The organism is Streptomyces sp. x-19 (genome assembly GCF_046549115.1).
Lineage (GTDB): Bacteria > Actinomycetota > Actinomycetes > Streptomycetales > Streptomycetaceae > Streptomyces > Streptomyces albulus_C.
Genome location: NZ_JAJPWK010000001.1, coordinates 535,708 through 552,048, shown reverse-complemented (window position 1 = coordinate 552,048; position 16,341 = coordinate 535,708). Strand labels below are relative to the sequence as shown.

Below are 16,341 nucleotides of genomic sequence, written 5' to 3'. Positions count from 1 at the left end.
GTCCTCCTGCGGCGTGAAGTCAAGCGGTTCGGGTGACGGGGACGACCGTGCGGGCGCGTTCGTGCAGCGCGCGGGCGGCGCGGTTCCTGAGATGGGGGCGAAGGAGGGTGAGCATGGTGCGCATGTGGTCGTCGGCGCGTCCGGACTGGACGAGGGGGTAGTCGTCCAGGGCCTGACCCCACGTGACGCAGGCCGCCTCCAAGTGGCCGATGGACAGCTGACGTTCCGCCAGCAGCGCCCGCTTATGCACCCGGGTGCGCCGGAAAACGCCATCGCGCAACCTGTCGGCCTGTTGCAGCGCCTCGATTGCGCCCCGCGTATCTCCCATCTCGTAACGCACTTGGCCGCTGTGATACTGCAGGGCCGCAGGGTCGTACGAACCGAGCGCCTTCGCCCGCGATTCGGCCTTCTCCATAGCCACTTCGGCTTCCCTGAGGTGCTTGAGTGCCCTCCTGCGCTCGCCGATCTGGGCGGCGGCGTGCGCCTGCTGACCGGCCAGGAAGGCGCGCATACGGGGGCCCGCCTGCGGGGACGCGGCGGACGCGGAGTCGGCCAGCCGCATCGCTTGACGGCCGTGGCCGAGGTCGACGGCCTGGACGCTCATCCCCCGGAGCGTGGTGCAGAACGTCAGGTGGTCCTCGGCCGCTCCTGCGAGCTCCAGGGCCTTGAGGTAGTACTGCTGGGCCACCGCATGCGTCCCTTCGTCCACGGCCATCCAGCCGGTGAGGTAGCAGAGGTCAGAGGCGGCCGACAGCATCGCCTTGCGGACCGGCGGTGGAGCATCGGCCCGTAGATAGGGCGCCACCGTGTTCACGAGAAAGGCGGCTGCCATCGGGCGTGCGTGGCGGCCGCCGAATTGGTCGTCGAGTTCCGACACGCGTTCGGTCATGGCGGTGACCAAGTGCACCTCGGGCATTCCCACACGCTGAACCTGATCGGTGTGCGCGGCCTCCATGCGGCCAACGACGTCCGGCCAGTTGGGCACGGTGAGGGCCACGGAGAAGAGCCCGGCACCGATCACGCTGCGGCGGGACGGATCCATGTCGTACCTCCCGAGGTCGACCAGCCCTTCCACGGTACTCGGACGGACGTTCGGCCCTCCCGTCGGTTTGGGGAATCCTGCCTCGGCGTGGGTGACGGGGCGGTGCAGTTGTCGGGCCAGCGCTTCCAGGATCAGAGGTCGGACGTTCTCCCTCGGCAAATGCCCTTTGAGCCACTGGTGTACCGATGGCTCCCGGTACTTGAGTGGCGTCCCGCGCTCGGTGCCGAGCCGGTTCACCTCCTGGGCGAAGCGGCGCAGCGTCCAGCCGGTCTGGCGGTAAACGTGCTCCAGCTTCACGTTCGATCCGGTCTTCGCCATCGGTCGCTCAACTCCTCGTTTCAGCCCGGTACTTAAAGCTCTTAACTCCTCCCGCTACCTCAAAGGTACCGCCGTGTGTAGCCGTCCGATTGCCTGGAGTGAGCGAGTAAGGGGAAGGAGGCCGCATGATCGGCTCTCGTCAGAATGCGAGGACAGCACCCCCTGCGGAAGGGGCGCTGCTGGAACCCGTTCCGGTGCCCGGGTGCGATGTGTGCCGGGCGCTTGCCGGGCAAAGGGAATTGGCCCGCGCGGCAGGAAGCACCGCCGTCGTCCGAAGCCGTAATGCCGAAATCAAATGCCATCCGCATCAACGGACGGCAGCGCCGGGCAGCGCCGGGCAATTCTTCGTTTCTCCGGAGGAGATCGCCATCGGGGCGGTGGCGTACGACCGGGACTCCGACATGGTTGGCATGGTGTGTGGCGCCGCCGGAATCCTTGTGCGCCTGGAGCGCCCCACTCACCTCACCTGGGAAACGCCGTACACCAGGCTGCGTCCCGGCACGGAGTGGGAGGCGAAGCAACTGGCCGCACTCGCGAAGCTCCAGCGGGATCGTGAGCGGGGGCGGTCGTGAACTGCTCCGAGTGCGAACGGCTCGCCGGGGAACTGCGGGCCGCTGAGGAGTCGGGCGACAGGTCCAGGGGCGTCGATTGCCGGGTGCTGCTCCGCCGCCATCCGCAGCATGACGATGTTCCCGTCCAAGTGCCCGGGCGGGGTACGGACTTGACCGGCCGTTGAATGGCCGCGGGGCTCAGTCCGCGAGCAGTTCGTCCACCAGGTCCACCGCCAGGTCGTGGGTGTGGTGCACCGGGAGGCCCTCGTCGAGGAACCAGTCGTCGGTGGCCTCGGGGTGGGGGCCGACGACGGCGATCTTGCCGGCGCCGCAGGGGGCGACGACGGCGGCCACGGTGCCGTTGGGGTAGGTGGCCAGGACGGTGGCGTCGGCGCCCGGGTCGAGGAGGAAGTGCGGGCCGTCCTGGAAGTAGACGGGGCGCGGCAGACCGCGCCACCGGGTCTCCACGACGGTGTCGCCGTCGTGGGTGACGGTCGCGCCGGGCGTGACGATGTACTGGTCGGTGTCGCCGGGCAGCAGGTCGAAGCCGGGGTCGTCGCCGGCCAGGTAGCCGCCCAGGCAGAAGCCGAGGTAGCGGCCGCCGCCCCGGACGTAGGCGCGGATCTCGTCACCGTGCTTGCGCAGCCGGCGGTAGGCGGGGGCGAGCGAGCCGCCGCCGGGCTGCGCGTAGAGGTGCGCGTGCGCCAGGGACGTCAGGGACAGCGGGACGTCCTCGGACGGGCCGGTGTAGCGCACGTCGAGGTCCCAGGGGCCGGCCTCCAACAGTGCGGCGACGGCCTCGGAGCAGCCGGCGGGGCGGGCCGCCGGTCCGCGGTAGACCAGGGCCAGGCGGCGTCCGCCGGGGGCGGGCAGCGGTGGGGCCTCCGCCTCGGTGCGGGCGCCGAAGGCCCGGCGGACGGAGTCGAGGAAGCGGGTGGGGGGAGACATGGGCGCTCACCGTGCAGGACTGGTGGGGTGGGGGGTCAACTCGGGGGACGGGCGCGCGCCGACCCGGAGGGCCAGGCCCTGGACGGGGATGCCGCGCCACGCGGTTCCGGGGGTGAGGTACTCGCCCTTCATGACCAGGGAGAGTGCGTCGAGCCAGACGCCTTCGCCGACGACGCCGTCGTAGAGCACCACCGAGCGGCTGCCGACGGACGCGCCGGCCTGGACGGTGACCTTCGACATCTTCATGACCCGGTCCTCGAACAGGTGCGTCTGCAAGCTCACGCCGGCGCCGATCGCCGCGTCGTCGCCGATGTCGACCAGGTCGAACTCGGTGAGGAAGGTGGTGCCGAGCCACGTCCGGCGGCCGATCCGGGTGCCGAACAGCCGCAGCGCCGGCGGCAGGAACGGGGTGCCGGTCAGGGGCGCGAGCCCGACCGGCACGGCCGCCGCCTCATACAGGCCGGTGACGAACTCGCTGCGGCGCACGAACCAGCTCCACAGCGGCTCCGTGCGGGGCCGGTAGCGGCCGATCACCAGGCGCTTGAGCAGCGCGCAGGCGACGACGACCGCGAGCCCGCTGGCCATCAGCAGGAGCGGGGCGAGGAACAGGGGGACGGCCCGGGAGGGCGCGCGGGCGACGGCGGAGAGCGCGAGGAGGAACAGGAAGGTGGCGGCGCCCAGCAGGGACGCCGGCAGCGTGGCGCGCAGGTACTCGATGGCCAGGCGGCGGCGGACCGCCTTGCGGGTGGGGCTGAAGGTCAGTTCCTCGGGGAAGGTGCCGCTGCTCTGGCGCTGGGGCAGCCGGATCGCGGGCGAGCCCAGCCAGGAGGTGCCGGGGGGCACGTCGTCGCCGGGCGGGACGGTGCCGACGCCGATCAGGGACCCGGGCCCGGTGCGCGTCCCGGCCGGCAGGTACGCCGCGTTGCCGAGGAACGCGCGGCGGCCGACCTCGGTGCGGCGGCAGGTGACCCGGCCGCCGGCGAACGTCGCGCCGCCCACGCCCGCCATGTCCGCCACGAAGCTGCCCTCGCCGAGGGTGAGCAGGTCCGGGTCGAGGTGGGCGGCGGTGGAGACCTCGGCGCCTGGACCGATCCGGGCGCCCAGCAGCCGCAGCCAGGGGACGGTGTAGAGGGTGGCGTAGAGGGAGTTGGTGAAGGTGAGGCTGGACTCCAGCAGCTTGTCGGAGAGCCACTTGCGGACGCCCAGGGCGGAGCGCACCGGGTGCGTGCCGACCGGGGTGCGGGGCAGCACCAGCCGCTTGGCGCAGGCGATCGCCGCACAGACGGCGAGGACGTAGAGCGGCGCCGCGAGGACCAGGGTGACCGCGACGGCCGGGCCGCTGCCCCAGGCCAGCCAGACGCACCACACCAGCGCGGAGCCCGGCACCAGGACGGCCAGGGTGAGGAGTTCGAGGAAGGCGACGCCGAGCACGGCGGCGGCGACGTGCCGGGCCCGCCCGTGTTCGGTCGTGCCGCCGGCCCGCAACATGTCCTCCACGTGCGGGTCCAGGGTCGGTACCGGGGCGGGCGGCGAGCCGGCCCAGCGGGCACCGGGCGGCACCACCTCCCCCTGCCCGACCACCGACTGTTCGCCGAGGCCGGCCCCCGCCGCCAGCCGGGCGCCGGGTTCCAGCACCGCGTGGGCCCCCACGTAGGCGCGCGGCCCGATGTCGATCGGGGCGACGGTCACCCAGCCGTCCGCCACCCGCCAGGCGCGCAGCGTGACGCCGTAGCCGACCGCGGCGTCCGCGCCGATCCGGAGCAGCGACGGCAGCGGGACGACGCCGGTGGCGATGGTCGTCCGCGGCCCGATCCGGGCGCCCAGCAGCCGCAGGTAACGGCCCATCAGCGGCGAGCCGCTCAGCGCGGGCAGCGGGCTGACGCCCAGCAGGAGGGAGAGTGCCCACAGGCGGAGGTAGGTCGCGCCCCACAACGGGTAGCGGCCCGCGTGGATGCCGGCCGCCAGCGGGCGGGCGAGGACCACCGGCAGCAGCCAGCGGACGCCGAAGTAGCTGATCAGCACGGCCAGTACGGGCCACAGCGGCAGCGGGTCCTGGCTGGTGAAGTCGCCGTTCGCCCAGCTGAAGACGGTGGCCAGCGGCAGGGTCAGGACGAACAGCAGGAGGTAGATCGAGGCGGCTTGGGCCAGGCCGGCGACGGCGATCCGGGCCCGGCCGGGCCGCAGCGGGCGCGGCCGCACCGGCACCTCGCCGGCGGCCCCGGCATCGCTGCCGCCGCCCGCCGCACGGTCACCGCTCCCCGCCCCCGCGCCGACCGACCCGCCGCCTGCCCCGACCCCGACCCCGGCCCCGACTCCAGCCTCCGCGCCGCCCGGCGCGCCCAGGTGGGCCGCGAGACCGCGCACCGTCGGATGGGCGTAGACGTCGCGCAGGGCGGCGCCGGCGGCCAGGTCGCGGCTGCGCAGCAACGACACGACCTGCGCGGCGAGCAGCGAGTGCCCGCCGAGGTCGTCGAAGAAGTCCGCCTCGGTGGACAGCGCCTCGGGGCCCATGCCGAACACCTCGGCCCACACGTCCCGCACCCGCGCCTCCCACGCGCCCCGCGGCGGCGTCACCCGGCCGCCGACGCCCAGGCGCCGGCCGGTCGGTGCGGGCAGCCGCCGGCGGTCCACCTTGCCGCTCGGCAGGGCGGGCAGCTCCGTCAGGACGTCGAGGAACGGCGGCACCATGTAGGCGGGGAGCCGGTGCCGCAGCCGCTGGTGCAGCCGGGCGACCAGCGCGTCCCCGTCCGCCGTGCCGGCCTGCCCGGCGCCGTCCGGTGCGAGCACCACGTACGCGGACAACTCCCTCTCGTCGGCCCCGTCGTCGCGGGCCGGCGGCGCCACCAGCGCGGTGGCCGCCTCGGCCACCCCGGGGTCCTCCAACAGGACGTTGTCGATCTCGCCGAGGTCGATCCGGTAGCCCCGCACCTTCACCTCGTCGTCGGCCCGCCCCAGGAACTCGATCTCCCCGTCGGCGGTGCGCCGGCCCAGGTCGCCGGTGCGGTAGAGCCGCCCGCCGTGCGGGGCCAGCGGGTGTGTGACGAAGCGCTCCGCGGTCAGTTCCGGGCGCCGCACGTAGCCGTGGGCGACGCCCGGGCCGCCCACGCAGATCTCGCCCACCGCCCCGTCCGGCACCGGTTCGCGCCGGTCGTCCAGGAGCACCGCGGTGTACGTGGGCACCGGCCGGCCGATCGTCACCGGGCGGCCCGGCCGGAGTTCGGCGACGGTGGCGGTGACGGTGGTCTCGGTCGGCCCGTAGGTGTTGAGCATCCGGCGGCCCGGCCGGCTCCACCGCTCGACCAGCCGGGCCGGGCAGGGCTCGCCACCCACCACGATGCTGCGCACCGCCGGCAGCTCCCAGTCCCGGGGGATGGTCGCCAGCAGCGTCGGCACGCAGTAGAAGAGCGTGATCGCGGACGTCTCCAGCACGCCGGCCAGTTCGGCGCCGAGCCGCGCCCCGGCCCCGACGGGACCCGCGACGAGGGTCGCGCCGACCGCCCAGGTGGGCCAGATCTCCTCGATCGAGAAGTCGAAGGAGAGGGTCATGCCCTGGTAGACGCGGTCGTCGGGGCGCACGTCGTAGACGCCGGGGATCACGTCGAGGAAGTTGCAGATGCTGGGGTGCGCGATGGCCACGCCCTTGGGGCGGCCGCTGGAGCCCGAGGTGTACATGATGTACGCCAGCGGGGCGTCGGGGTCGTCGGCCTCCGGGCCCGGGGGCGCCGGCGGGCGGCCGGGCACCGGGTCCGCGGTGGGGGCCGGCGCCGGCTCCGGTCGGGTGTCGGGCGCGGCGGCCAACTCGGCGGCCAGCGCGTCGAGCCGTACCACGGGCGCCGGCCGTCCGGCCACCGACCCGGCCAGCTCCGTCACCGTCAGCACCGCGTCCACCCCGGCGTCCGCCGCGATGAACGCGACCCGGTCGGCGGGCGCCGCCGGGTCGATCGGGACGAACGCCGCGCCCGCCTTGCCCACCGCCAGCAGCGCCACGTACATGTCCACCGACCGCGGCACCAGGAGCGCGACCCGGGAGCCCGTCCCGATGCCCCGTCCGATGAGGTGGTGGGCGAGCCGGTTGGCCCGGGCGTCGAGGGCGGCGTAGGTCAGGACGTGCGGCCCGCACTCCAGGGCGGTCGCCGCGGGCATGCGGTCGCAGGTGGACTCGAAGAGGTCGGGTAGCCGCCTCCCGGTCCGCCTGGTCGTGCCCATGACTCCATCGCATCGCCGATCACCGGTGATCGCATGTCGGCCCCGGGCAGCCCCGTTGACCTGGGCTTTCCCCGCGAAGTGCGGGTCGTCCCGGCGGCGGTCAGCGACGGTCCCGCCCGTCACCCGATCGTATGGCCGCGGACCCGCAGAGCCACCGTGCCGGCCCGCGGCGCTCCAGGCTGGGACGCGCCCCAGACCCGCCCGGGGACCGACCCGGCGCACGAAAGGCCCGGCCCGTCATGCCCCTGCCGCCGCCGCACTGCCCGACCCTCGACTGTCACGACACCCTGTGGAAGGACACCGCCACCACCGAGGTCCACTGGGACAACTGGCGCTGGTGGTGCCGGCGCTGCGACAAGAAGTGGTACCCGACCCGCGAGCAGATCGAGCAGTACCGGCACGGCGTCGGGGCGGGCCGCTTGGACCCCCGGGTGCCGGCCCGCCCCTGCTGACGCGGCCCGGCCGGCCCGCCACCCGGGCCGGCCCGCCGCCCGGGCCGACCGTCAGGCCGACTCCTGCGGCCACGGCACCTCGGTGGCCACCGGCGCGCCGTAGTCCACGCCGGGCACCGCGAAGCCGTAGAGGCGGTGCACCTCGCCGTGGAACCAGTCCAGGTCGGCCAGTTCGGCGATGTTCTCCGTCGTGGCGCGCTGCCACCGCTCGGCGACCGCGGCCTGCACCTGCGGCGTCAGCTCCCAACGGTCCAGCCGGACCCGGCCCTCCTCGTCGAGGTCCAGCGGGCGGGCCCCGGTGAGCTGGTCCCACAACTCGCTGAGCTGCGCGGTCGGCGACACCAACTGCTCGCCCAGGACGCCACGCAGCAGCCCGACGTAGAGCGCGATGCCGGGGATGGCGGTGGACGACTGGGTGACCGCGGCGCCGTTGACCGACGTCACCGCGCGCCCGCCGACCAACTCGGACAGCCGCTTGTCCAGGGTGCGGGCGGTGCCCTCCAGGTGGGCCTTGGCGGCGCCGATGGTGCCCTTGCGGTAGATCGCCTCGGTCAGCGACGAGCCGATGTAGGACAGCGCCGCGGTGGAGAAGCCCTCGGCGAGCAGACCGCGGCCGGCCAGGTGGTCGATCCAGCGCTCCCAGTCGGCGCCGCCCATCACCGCCACGGTCTGGGCGATGTCCTCCTCGGTGGCCGGCGCGGTCTCCACCTCCTTGACCTCGGGCGCGCCCGCGCCGTCGAAGACCAGGGTCCTGGTGCGGGACGGCGCGCCGATCGGCTGGAGGACCGAGGCATAGGTGGTGCCGGTCTCCGGGTCGGTGCGCCGCGGGGCGGCCACCGAGTAGATCAGGTGGTCCAGCTTCCCGCCGAACCGCTCCGCCACCAGGTCGGCGACCTGCTCCTTCAACGCGTCGGAGAACGCGTCCCCGTTGAGGAAGACCATGTCCCGCCCGGCCTCGCGGGCGAGTTCGGCGGTGGCCGCGGTGCGGTACCAGCCGGCGGTGGCGGTGCGCCGGGCACTGCCCGGCTTCTCGAAGCTGACGCCGATGCCGCGGATGCCGGCGCGCTTGAGGCCGGCGAGGGTGGCGGCCAGGCCGTAGCCGGCGGAGGAGCCGATGACGAGGGCCACCGGGCCGTCGGCCGGCGGCGGCGTGGTCGGGGCGGGCACGGCCTCCCACATGTCGGAGACCAACTGTCGGCATCCGGCGGGGTGCGAGTCGAGGAAGAGGAACCCGCGGCTGCGGGGGCGGTCGATGACGCGGTCGGTCACGGTGCGGTCCTCGGGACGGTTCGAACAGGACAGCACCGATTGTCCCGATCTTCGGCCGGAGACGGCCCGCCGCCCCGCCCGGCGCGGCGGAACGGCATAGTAGGGCGCGGCCCCATCAGGGGCATGACAGTCAGCCCGCGACTGCCGTCAGGGGAGCACCGACCGGTGCCGGCGCCACCACCGTGCCGCGCCGTGCCGGGCGCGTCGTACGTACCAGGGGGGAACCACACCCATGCCGTCCACACCGGCCACGCCGTCCGCACCATCCGCATCCTCCGCACCGTCCGGTCCGGCCGGACGCGCCCGCCGTCCGCGTCGCGGTCGCGTCGCGTTCGCCGCCGCGGCCGCCGCCGTCCTGCTCACCGCCACCGTGACCGCCTGCGGACCCGACGGCAACTCCGCCGCCACGGGCGGGGGTTCGGCGTCCGGCAACCAGAAGGCCGGTGGCCTGCCCGACGACGCCCCGACCAGCATCGACGACCTGAAGAAGTGGAAGGACGGCGGCTGGAAGGACTGGGGCAAGTGGGCCCGCGAGGCCCGGGACTTCGCCAACCCGATCATCAAGGACCACTGGAAGGCCGACCGGATGGCGCAGGCCCAGGCGGCCCCCGACGTCGGCGTCCAGGCCGGCGCGGCGGTCGGCGGGTCCGGAGCCACCGACCCCGAGCCCCGGCCGGTCACCGCCCAGGAGGTCGGCCGTCCCTACCACCGGAACATGGCCCCGGTCGGGAAGATCTTCTTCGACAGCCCCAAGGGCCCGATGGTCTGCTCCGGCACCATCGTCGAGGACCCGGCGCACCCGGGGAAGTCCAACCTGGTGTGGACCGCGGGCCACTGCGTCCACTCCGGCCGGCAGGGCGGCTGGATGCGCAACATCGTCTTCGTCCCGTCGTACAACGACACCGGCGTGCCGATGAGCCAGGTCGGCACCACCCCCACCCAGGAGGTCACCCCCTACGGCCGCTTCTGGGCGGACTGGATCAGCACGTCCGGTGAGTGGCTCGACATGGGCAGCACCGAGTCCGGCAACGCCGGTTCCGCGTACGACTTCGCGGTGCTGCACGTCCGCCCGGAGAACGGTGGCGGCAAGTCCCTCCAGGAGACCGTCGGCGCGGCCGCGCAGGTGTGGTTCAACGCCCCGCACGCCGACGGCATCAGCTCGATCAAGGCGTTCGGCTACCCCGCCGCACCGCCCTACGACGGCGCCCGCATGATGTCCTGCTACGACCGCCCCGGCCGCCTCACCATGCAGCAGGGCACGCCCGCCATGGACCGGATCGGCTGCACCATGACCGGCGGCACCTCCGGCGGCGGCTGGTTCGTCGGCCGCAACGGCAAGCTCACGCTGATCTCCAACACCTCGATCAGCTCCAACGCCCACACCTGGCTCGCCGGCCCCTACCTGGGCCCGGAGGCGCAACGCGTCTTCGACTCGGTGAGCCGCAAGTTCGCGGGGCAGTAGGCCGGGCCGTCCCCGGCCGTTCCACGACGGGCCCCGGTCCCCGCCGCCTCGCGCGGTGCGGACCGGGGCCCGTCCGCGTCAGCTGCGGTCGTCGCCCTTCAACGCGTCGGTGAACGCGCTCCAGGCGTCGGCGGGGAAGAGGAGGTGGGGCCCGGCGGGGTTCTTGCTGTCGCGTATGGCGCGGCCGCCGGTGGATATGGGGGCGACCTCCACGCAGTCGCCTGACTGGGCGGAGTACGAGGACTTCCGGAACGCGCCCGCGCTCTGCGTCTTCATGGCTGCCATTTCCTTGTGCTCGCCGGAGTCAGGTGCGCCCGCCACCCTTCAGCACCTGGGCGAACGCGCTCCAGGCGTCGGCGGGGAAGGCGAGGTGGGGTCCGGCGGGGTTCTTGCTGTCGCGTATGGCGCGGCCGCCGGTCGAGGTGGGGGCGATCTCTACGCAGGCCCCATCCTGGTTCGAGTACGAGGACTTCCGAAACACGCCTATGACCTCTGGCTTCATGTCTTCACTTCCTTGTGCGGCATTCCGTCTCCAAGGAGATTCCGGATGCGCTCGGCACTTCCGTCCGGCGGCAGTGCCTCCGAGCGTAGCTGGTCGAAGACACTGACATAGTGCGCAAGGGCCTCAGGCGCTTCCACGACGTTGGTGTGGGCTGCGCTGTCGAGCGTTACGGCTTCCACGTTGGTTTCCGCCCCGAACGAGAAGGCCCAGAAGGCGCTCGACATCCCTGCAGTCAGGCTCGCTGACGTCGGGAGCAGCTGAATCGTGACGTTCTGCCGCTTACCCACCTCCAGGAGGTGCGACAACTGGCCAGTGCTCAAGGCTGGTTCAGAGGCCAGCGCGGTGAGAGCCGGTTCCCAGATGATCGCCGTGAAGTGGGCTCCACCCTCCTCGATCCGCTGTTGCCGTTCCTGGCGGAGTTTGACCAGCTCGACAACCTTTTCGGACGGGAAGCACTTGGGCCCTGTGGCGATAACGGCTTCGGTGTACCCAGGTGTCTGCAAAAGGCCGGGGATAAGCACCGGTTCCCAGGCTCTGATGTGTGTGGCCTCGCTTTCCAGCGCGACGTGATCCACATGGCCGGACGCGGCCGTGGCTTGATATTCGATCCACCATCCCCGCTCGTTGCTCTTCCGTGCCCATTCGAGCAGTCTGGCCCGCTCGTCCGCATTCTCCACGCCATACAGATCGAGGAGTGTGCGGACCTCAAGGCCCGAAGCGGATGTATGCCCGCTCTCCATCCGACTGATCTTGGAAACGGACTTCGTGATCGCCTCGGCGGCGTCGGGTTGATCCAATCCGGCGGTCTCGCGATACCGCCTCAGCGCCGTGCCCAGCCTGCGGCTGCGCACCGTCGGCCTCCCACCTGCGGGCATGAGCCCTCCTTTCAACGACCGGATCGCTGAGCCCCGTTGAGTCGTAACGGATCCAGTCTGCGCGGTCACGCACGGCAATGGCAAGCTTGCATGGCCAAAGCTTGCAAACTTGCAGACGTGCCCCCTAGCGTGAGGTTTCGTCACGCAGCGCACGCATGTCAATGCGCTGCGTAGTGACATCGCTCCGTCATGCGCACCAAGGGGATAGCCATGTCCGCACGCGCCCGGTTCGTAGCAACTCTGCCCGTCGCGACCGCAGTCGCCTACCGGTTTCCGTCCGACGCGCGCAGCGTCGGATGGGCCCGCCGGGAGCTCCGGCGGCAACTGCGCGCATGGCGCGTCGGGGGTGAACTCGCCGAATCCGCAGCGCTGTTGACGTCCGAACTCGTCACCAACGCCGTACGGGCGCACGCCGGCCTGGCCGCGCCGCTGCCGGCGATCGGGGTCCGGTTCGTGCTGGCGGGCGACCGGCTGCGGCTGGAGGTGCATGACGCCGGCGACGGGGAGCCCGTGGTCAAGGAATCGACGGGGGTCGAGGAGGAGGAAGCGGAATGTGGTCGTGGCTTAGTGCTTGTGGACGTCTTGGCAGGTGGCTGGGGGGTGGTCCCGGCCGGCACCGGAAAGGTGGTGTGGGCCGAACTCCCGCTGTCTGCACCGGAGATGCCGTGACCGCCGTGGGGGACGTCGCGGTCTACCGGGCGGAGCTGGTGGTCCACCGGCCGGACGCGCCGTCGATCGACCTCGGGGGCGTGGTGACGTACTCGCCGCGCCGGGCGGTGCGATGGGTGCGGACGCGGGCCGAGCAGGTCGCCCAACAGTTAGGGGTGCCCGGCGGGACGGGCGCCCTGGACTGGCTCGGCGACCAGGTCGCTTTCGGCCGGGCGGTGTACGGGCTGATGGCCGGAAATCCCGTCACCCTGACCGTCGTTGACGCCGAGGGGTGCGCGTACGCCCTCGTGGCCCGGCCCGGCGGCAGGACCGTCGGCGCCTACGGCACCGGCACTCCGCAGGGGCGGGAGGCGGCATGGCTGGCGGCGTGACGTGGACGGGCCGGCCGGGGACGCGGACGGGCCTGGCCGTGCCCGGGATCTGGTGCGAGCGGACCGTGTACCGCTCCGCGCACGCGGACGAGGTGGCGTCCTGGACGGCCCTCTCCGTCGGCGCCCCGCTGCGGGCCGTGCGGGAGATCGCCGCGGACGCCCGCCGGCTGGCCGCCGGGCTGTCCGGGCGGGCGCGCGAACGGGCCCTGCGCGAGGTGGACGGCGACGGGCGCTTGGGGGCGGTGTCCGCACTGCACCGCGGGGAACCCTGCGGGCTGGCGCTGAACTGCGCGGGCACGTGGGTGGAGTGGTCGGCCCACCCGGTGCTCTTCCTGCCGGTCGTCAGCCGGACCGGACCACGGTGCCGCCGCGCGGTCGATGAGGGCGGGGGTTTCGGCGCCGCCGCACTGCGGTGATCACGCGGCGCGGGGCGGGCGCAGGCCGCGACCGCCCCGAAAATCGATCACGGATACTGGCAGGGCAAGGCTTCCCCGCAGCAGAGGACACACCCCATGAAGCTCAGCCGCCCGGTCTCCTGGTTCCTCCTCGCCTTCGGCGCCTGGTCATGGGTGGTGTGGACCACCTTCGTCAAAAACCTGGTCAAGGACGCCAGCGGGCTGGCCTTCGACCACGGCAACCCCACCGCGTACTTCTGGATCCACCTCACCCTCGCCATCGTGTCCTTCCTCCTGGGCACCGCGATCGGCGTGCTCGGCTTCCGCGGCCTGCGCGCCCTGCGCCGCGAGGCGCCCCGGACCGCGGCGGCAGAGGGCTGACGGGCGAGCCCCTGGGCCGTTCCGAGCCCTGAAGGGCGGCGCCTTCCTCGCCGAGCCCCTTGCGCCTCCACCCCGCGCCCGCACCCCCGCGCACCCCGCCGCGACGTGATCCACGTCCCGGACGGGCCGGTTTGGGATCCCGAGCGGGCCTGTCGTCGTCTTCGCACCTGTGGACCAGCTCTTTCGCCTAGTCCGGACGTCGTGATGGCCAGTGGTTTGTGGAAGGTGAAGCAGATGCACCAGGTCCCTCCGAGGGGGAGCGGGAAGCGGGACGCGGGACGGGGGAGTTCCGGGGGGTCCGGTCGGGACGGCGGCAGCGGCTCCATCCGGCCGTTCGGAGGGCCACTCTTCCGTGGGGCGCGTTCCGGGAGGCGGTCGCGGCCGGGTACGTTCACGGACGTGCCGACGACCTTCTGTGCCCCCGCGTCCCCCTCCGCCGTACGAGCCGTTCGTACCGTCGCCGCGTTGGCGTCCTCCGTACTGCTGGTGTCGCCGCTGTTCGCGGGCTCCGCGCAGGCCGCCCCCGTGGACGGCGGACAGCCCCCGAAGGCGCCCGTGCCGCCCGCGAAGATGTCGCAGGTCGGCGGGGAACGGCTGGGCCAGGCAGGCGTGCAGGTGCAGCCGAGAGGGGGTGCGCCGGCGCTGCCGGACGCCAAGGAGCTGACCGCCCGCTCGTGGATCGTCTCGGACGCCGACTCCGGTGAGGTGCTGGCGGCGAAGAACCCGCACTGGCAGCTGGCGCCGGCCAGCACGCTGAAGATGCTGTTCGCCGACACCGTGATGCCGAAGTTCCCCAAGACCCGCACGTACAAGGTCAAGCCGACCGACCTGGCGGGCATGGGCGCCGGCAGCAGTCTCGTCGGGATAAAGGAGAACCTCACCTACACCGTCCACGACCTGTGGCTGGGGGTCTTCCTGCGGTCCGGGAACGACGCGGTGCACACCCTCTCCGCGATGAACGGCGGCACCGACGCCACCGTCAAGGAGATGCAGAAGCGCGCGGTGGAACTCAACGCCACCGACACGCACGTGATCACGCCGGACGGCTACGACGCACCGGGGCAGGTGTCCAGCGCCTACGACCTGAGCCTGTTCGCCCGGGCCGGGCTCAAGAACGCGGACTTCCGGGAGTACTGCTCCACGGCCAGCGCGCAGTTCCCGGGCGACATGGGCAAGGACGGCAAGCGCGCCACCTTCGGCATCCAGAACACCAACCGGCTGCTCAGCGGCGACTACGACATCAAGCGGTACCCGGGCATCGGAGGCGTGAAGAACGGCTCCACGACCAACGCCGGCTCCACGTTCACCGGCGTCGCCCAGCACGGCGACCGCAAGCTGCTCGTCACCGTGATGAACCCGGAGAAGAAGGAGCACAACGAGGCGTACCGGGAGGCCGCCAAGCTCTTCGACTGGGGCTTCGCCGCGGACGGCCAGGTGGAACCGGTCGGCCGTCTGGTCGAGGCGAAGGGCGCGGAGAAGGAGTCCGGCAAGGACGCGAAGGACGGCGACCCGCAGGCCCAGGCCGCGCTGGACTCCGCCGGCTTCGGCGGACCGTGGGCGGCCGCGGGCATCGGCGGCGGCGTCGTGGTGCTGCTGGGCGGGCTGGCGTGGCTGGTCCGCCGGCGGCGGACGACGGCGGCGGCGGACGGCGGCGGCGGGCGTCGACGCAGGACGTGACCGCCGCCGGGGCCGGACCCGTCGCACCGCCGACGGGCCCGGCCCCGGTACGGCCGCCCTGCCCGGGGACGGGCCCGGCCGGTGGTGCGGCCGCTACGCCGCGGTGGCGGGCGCCGGCTCGGCCCCTCGGGCGGCCGGCCGGTAGGTGGCCGTCCAGGCCGCGCAGAAGACCAGCAGCTTCGCGGTGAAGTTGATCCACAGCAGCAGCGCGATCGGGGTGCCGAACGCGCCGTACATGCTGCGCGCGGCGACGCCCCGCAGATAGCCGCTGAGCAGCAGTTTCAGCAGTTCGAAGCCGATCGCGCCGATCAGCGAGGCGGTGATCAGGGCGCGCCGCGGCGGTCGGGCGCCGGCCAGCTTCGTCAGGACGTAGGCGAGCATCACGAAGTCGGCGAGCACCGCGATGCAGAATCCCGCGGCGGTCAGCAGCAGGCTGGCCGCGCCGCCCTTGGGCAGCCCGATCGCGTCCGCCGCCCGGTCGACCGCGGCCGACGCGAACGTCGAGCAGCCCACCGAGACCAGGGCGACCGCGCCGAGACCGAGCAGCAGAGCGCCGTCGCGGAGCTTGCCGACGAAGAAGTTGGTGTCCTCGTCGGGCAGCTCCCAGACGGCCCGCAGGCAGTCGCGCAGGGACTGCACCCAGCCGATGCCGGTGAGCAGCAGCAGGGCGCCGGCGATCAGGCCGACCGTGCCGGCGTTGTTGACCAGCGCCGCGAGGTCGAGCTGGCCGGAGATGCCGGGGACCTGCTCGGCGAGCTTGGTCTGCAGGGTGTGCAGTTGGGCGTCGCCGATGGTGGCCGCGACGATCGCGGCGGCGACGGTCAGCAGGGGGAACAGCGCGACGAAGCTGGTGAAGGTGATGGCGGCGGCCAGCCGGGTCCAGTGCACCCGCAGCATCCGCTCGTAGCTGCGCCACGGGTGGGAGTCGAGGACCCAGCGGACGGCGGGGGCGAGCCGGGGGCCGACGAGCGGCAGCCCGGTGACCCAGCTCAGGGGGCCGGCCTCCGCGTCGGTGTCCTTGACCTTGGCCGGGTCCTTGGCCTGGTCCGCGTCCCGGCCGTCGCGGGAACTCCCGTCGCCGCCGCCGTGGTTGTCGTGCGCGTCCGCGTCGTCCCCGTCGCCCCGCATGCCCCGTCCGCCCGTCATCCCCGTACCGCCCCTCCGTGCCGGCTGCTCCGGTTGATCCGGAACACTAGCTTCCGGCTACCCCGGACGGCGGGAAG

16 protein-coding genes are annotated in these 16,341 nt (G+C 73.1%); 8 read left to right on the top strand and 8 right to left on the bottom strand.

What is annotated here, in order from left to right:
• Positions 1-19: 19 nt before the first annotated feature.
• The gene (locus ACLJT4_RS02695; RefSeq protein WP_411120800.1) at positions 20-1,360 is read right to left on the bottom strand and encodes a tetratricopeptide repeat protein; all 1,341 of its coding nucleotides are present in this window, start codon (positions 1,358-1,360) and stop codon (positions 20-22) included.
• 125 nt (positions 1,361-1,485) lie between these two features.
• On the opposite strand from ACLJT4_RS02695, the gene ACLJT4_RS02690 reads away from it, so the two are divergent.
• On the top strand, positions 1,486-1,932 hold the full coding sequence (locus ACLJT4_RS02690; protein WP_411120799.1) for a hypothetical protein: 447 nt from the start codon (positions 1,486-1,488) through the stop codon (positions 1,930-1,932).
• A 177-nt stretch (positions 1,933-2,109) separates the two neighbouring features.
• Here the strand turns inward: ACLJT4_RS02690 and ACLJT4_RS02685 are convergent, their stop codons facing one another.
• Positions 2,110-2,859 (bottom strand): BPL-N domain-containing protein, encoded by a 750-nt coding sequence (locus ACLJT4_RS02685; protein WP_411120798.1) that lies wholly within the window; start codon positions 2,857-2,859, stop codon positions 2,110-2,112.
• A gap of 6 nt (positions 2,860-2,865) precedes the next feature.
• The gene (locus ACLJT4_RS02680; protein WP_411120797.1) at positions 2,866-7,065 is read right to left on the bottom strand and encodes a Pls/PosA family non-ribosomal peptide synthetase; all 4,200 of its coding nucleotides are present in this window, start codon (positions 7,063-7,065) and stop codon (positions 2,866-2,868) included.
• A gap of 239 nt (positions 7,066-7,304) precedes the next feature.
• On the opposite strand from ACLJT4_RS02680, the gene ACLJT4_RS02675 reads away from it, so the two are divergent.
• Positions 7,305-7,517, top strand: coding sequence for a hypothetical protein (locus ACLJT4_RS02675; RefSeq protein WP_016572384.1), 213 nt, complete (start codon positions 7,305-7,307; stop codon positions 7,515-7,517).
• Positions 7,518-7,568: 51 nt separating this feature from the next.
• Here the strand turns inward: ACLJT4_RS02675 and fabV are convergent, their stop codons facing one another.
• Positions 7,569-8,786: an enoyl-[acyl-carrier-protein] reductase FabV gene (fabV, locus tag ACLJT4_RS02670; RefSeq protein ID WP_411120796.1), complete on the bottom strand. Its 1,218-nt coding sequence runs from the start codon at positions 8,784-8,786 to the stop codon at positions 7,569-7,571.
• Positions 8,787-9,018: 232 nt separating this feature from the next.
• On the opposite strand from fabV, the gene ACLJT4_RS02665 reads away from it, so the two are divergent.
• Positions 9,019-10,248 carry a trypsin-like serine peptidase gene (locus ACLJT4_RS02665; RefSeq protein ID WP_411120795.1) on the top strand — a complete coding sequence of 410 codons (1,230 nt, stop codon included), beginning with the start codon at positions 9,019-9,021 and terminating at the stop codon, positions 10,246-10,248.
• Between the two features lie 78 nt (positions 10,249-10,326).
• Here the strand turns inward: ACLJT4_RS02665 and ACLJT4_RS02660 are convergent, their stop codons facing one another.
• Genes ACLJT4_RS02660 through ACLJT4_RS02650 form a run of 3 tightly spaced genes read right to left on the bottom strand, consistent with a single transcriptional unit; the run spans position 10,327 to position 11,625 of the window.
• Entirely contained in the window at positions 10,327-10,524 is a 198-nt protein-coding gene (locus ACLJT4_RS02660; protein ID WP_411120794.1) for a DUF397 domain-containing protein, read from the bottom strand.
• 28 nt (positions 10,525-10,552) lie between these two features.
• Complete coding sequence (locus tag ACLJT4_RS02655) at positions 10,553-10,750, bottom strand: DUF397 domain-containing protein (RefSeq protein ID WP_411120793.1); 198 nt, start codon at positions 10,748-10,750, stop codon at positions 10,553-10,555.
• Entirely contained in the window at positions 10,747-11,625 is an 879-nt protein-coding gene (locus ACLJT4_RS02650) for a helix-turn-helix domain-containing protein (protein ID WP_411120792.1), read from the bottom strand. The genes ACLJT4_RS02655 and ACLJT4_RS02650 overlap by 4 nt, the downstream gene beginning before the upstream one ends.
• Positions 11,626-11,814: 189 nt before the next feature.
• Between ACLJT4_RS02650 and ACLJT4_RS02645 the strand changes: the two genes are divergently transcribed.
• From ACLJT4_RS02645 to ACLJT4_RS02625, 5 genes are all read left to right on the top strand, one after another.
• The gene (locus ACLJT4_RS02645) at positions 11,815-12,294 is read left to right on the top strand and encodes an ATP-binding protein (protein ID WP_411120791.1); all 480 of its coding nucleotides are present in this window, start codon (positions 11,815-11,817) and stop codon (positions 12,292-12,294) included.
• Positions 12,291-12,665, top strand: coding sequence for a hypothetical protein (locus ACLJT4_RS02640; RefSeq protein ID WP_411120790.1), 375 nt, complete (start codon positions 12,291-12,293; stop codon positions 12,663-12,665). The genes ACLJT4_RS02645 and ACLJT4_RS02640 overlap by 4 nt, the downstream gene beginning before the upstream one ends.
• Positions 12,650-13,081 (top strand): hypothetical protein, encoded by a 432-nt coding sequence (locus ACLJT4_RS02635; RefSeq protein WP_411120789.1) that lies wholly within the window; start codon positions 12,650-12,652, stop codon positions 13,079-13,081. The genes ACLJT4_RS02640 and ACLJT4_RS02635 overlap by 16 nt, the downstream gene beginning before the upstream one ends.
• 96 nt (positions 13,082-13,177) lie before the next feature.
• Positions 13,178-13,441 (top strand): SCO4848 family membrane protein, encoded by a 264-nt coding sequence (locus ACLJT4_RS02630; RefSeq protein ID WP_016572376.1) that lies wholly within the window; start codon positions 13,178-13,180, stop codon positions 13,439-13,441.
• 465 nt (positions 13,442-13,906) lie between these two features.
• Complete coding sequence (locus tag ACLJT4_RS02625; protein ID WP_411121067.1) at positions 13,907-15,118, top strand: D-alanyl-D-alanine carboxypeptidase family protein; 1,212 nt, start codon at positions 13,907-13,909, stop codon at positions 15,116-15,118.
• A gap of 93 nt (positions 15,119-15,211) precedes the next feature.
• Here ACLJT4_RS02625 and ACLJT4_RS02620 read toward each other — a convergent pair whose 3' ends face one another.
• Positions 15,212-16,264 carry a YihY/virulence factor BrkB family protein gene (locus ACLJT4_RS02620; protein WP_411120788.1) on the bottom strand — a complete coding sequence of 351 codons (1,053 nt, stop codon included), beginning with the start codon at positions 16,262-16,264 and terminating at the stop codon, positions 15,212-15,214.
• Positions 16,265-16,341 lie beyond the last annotated feature (77 nt).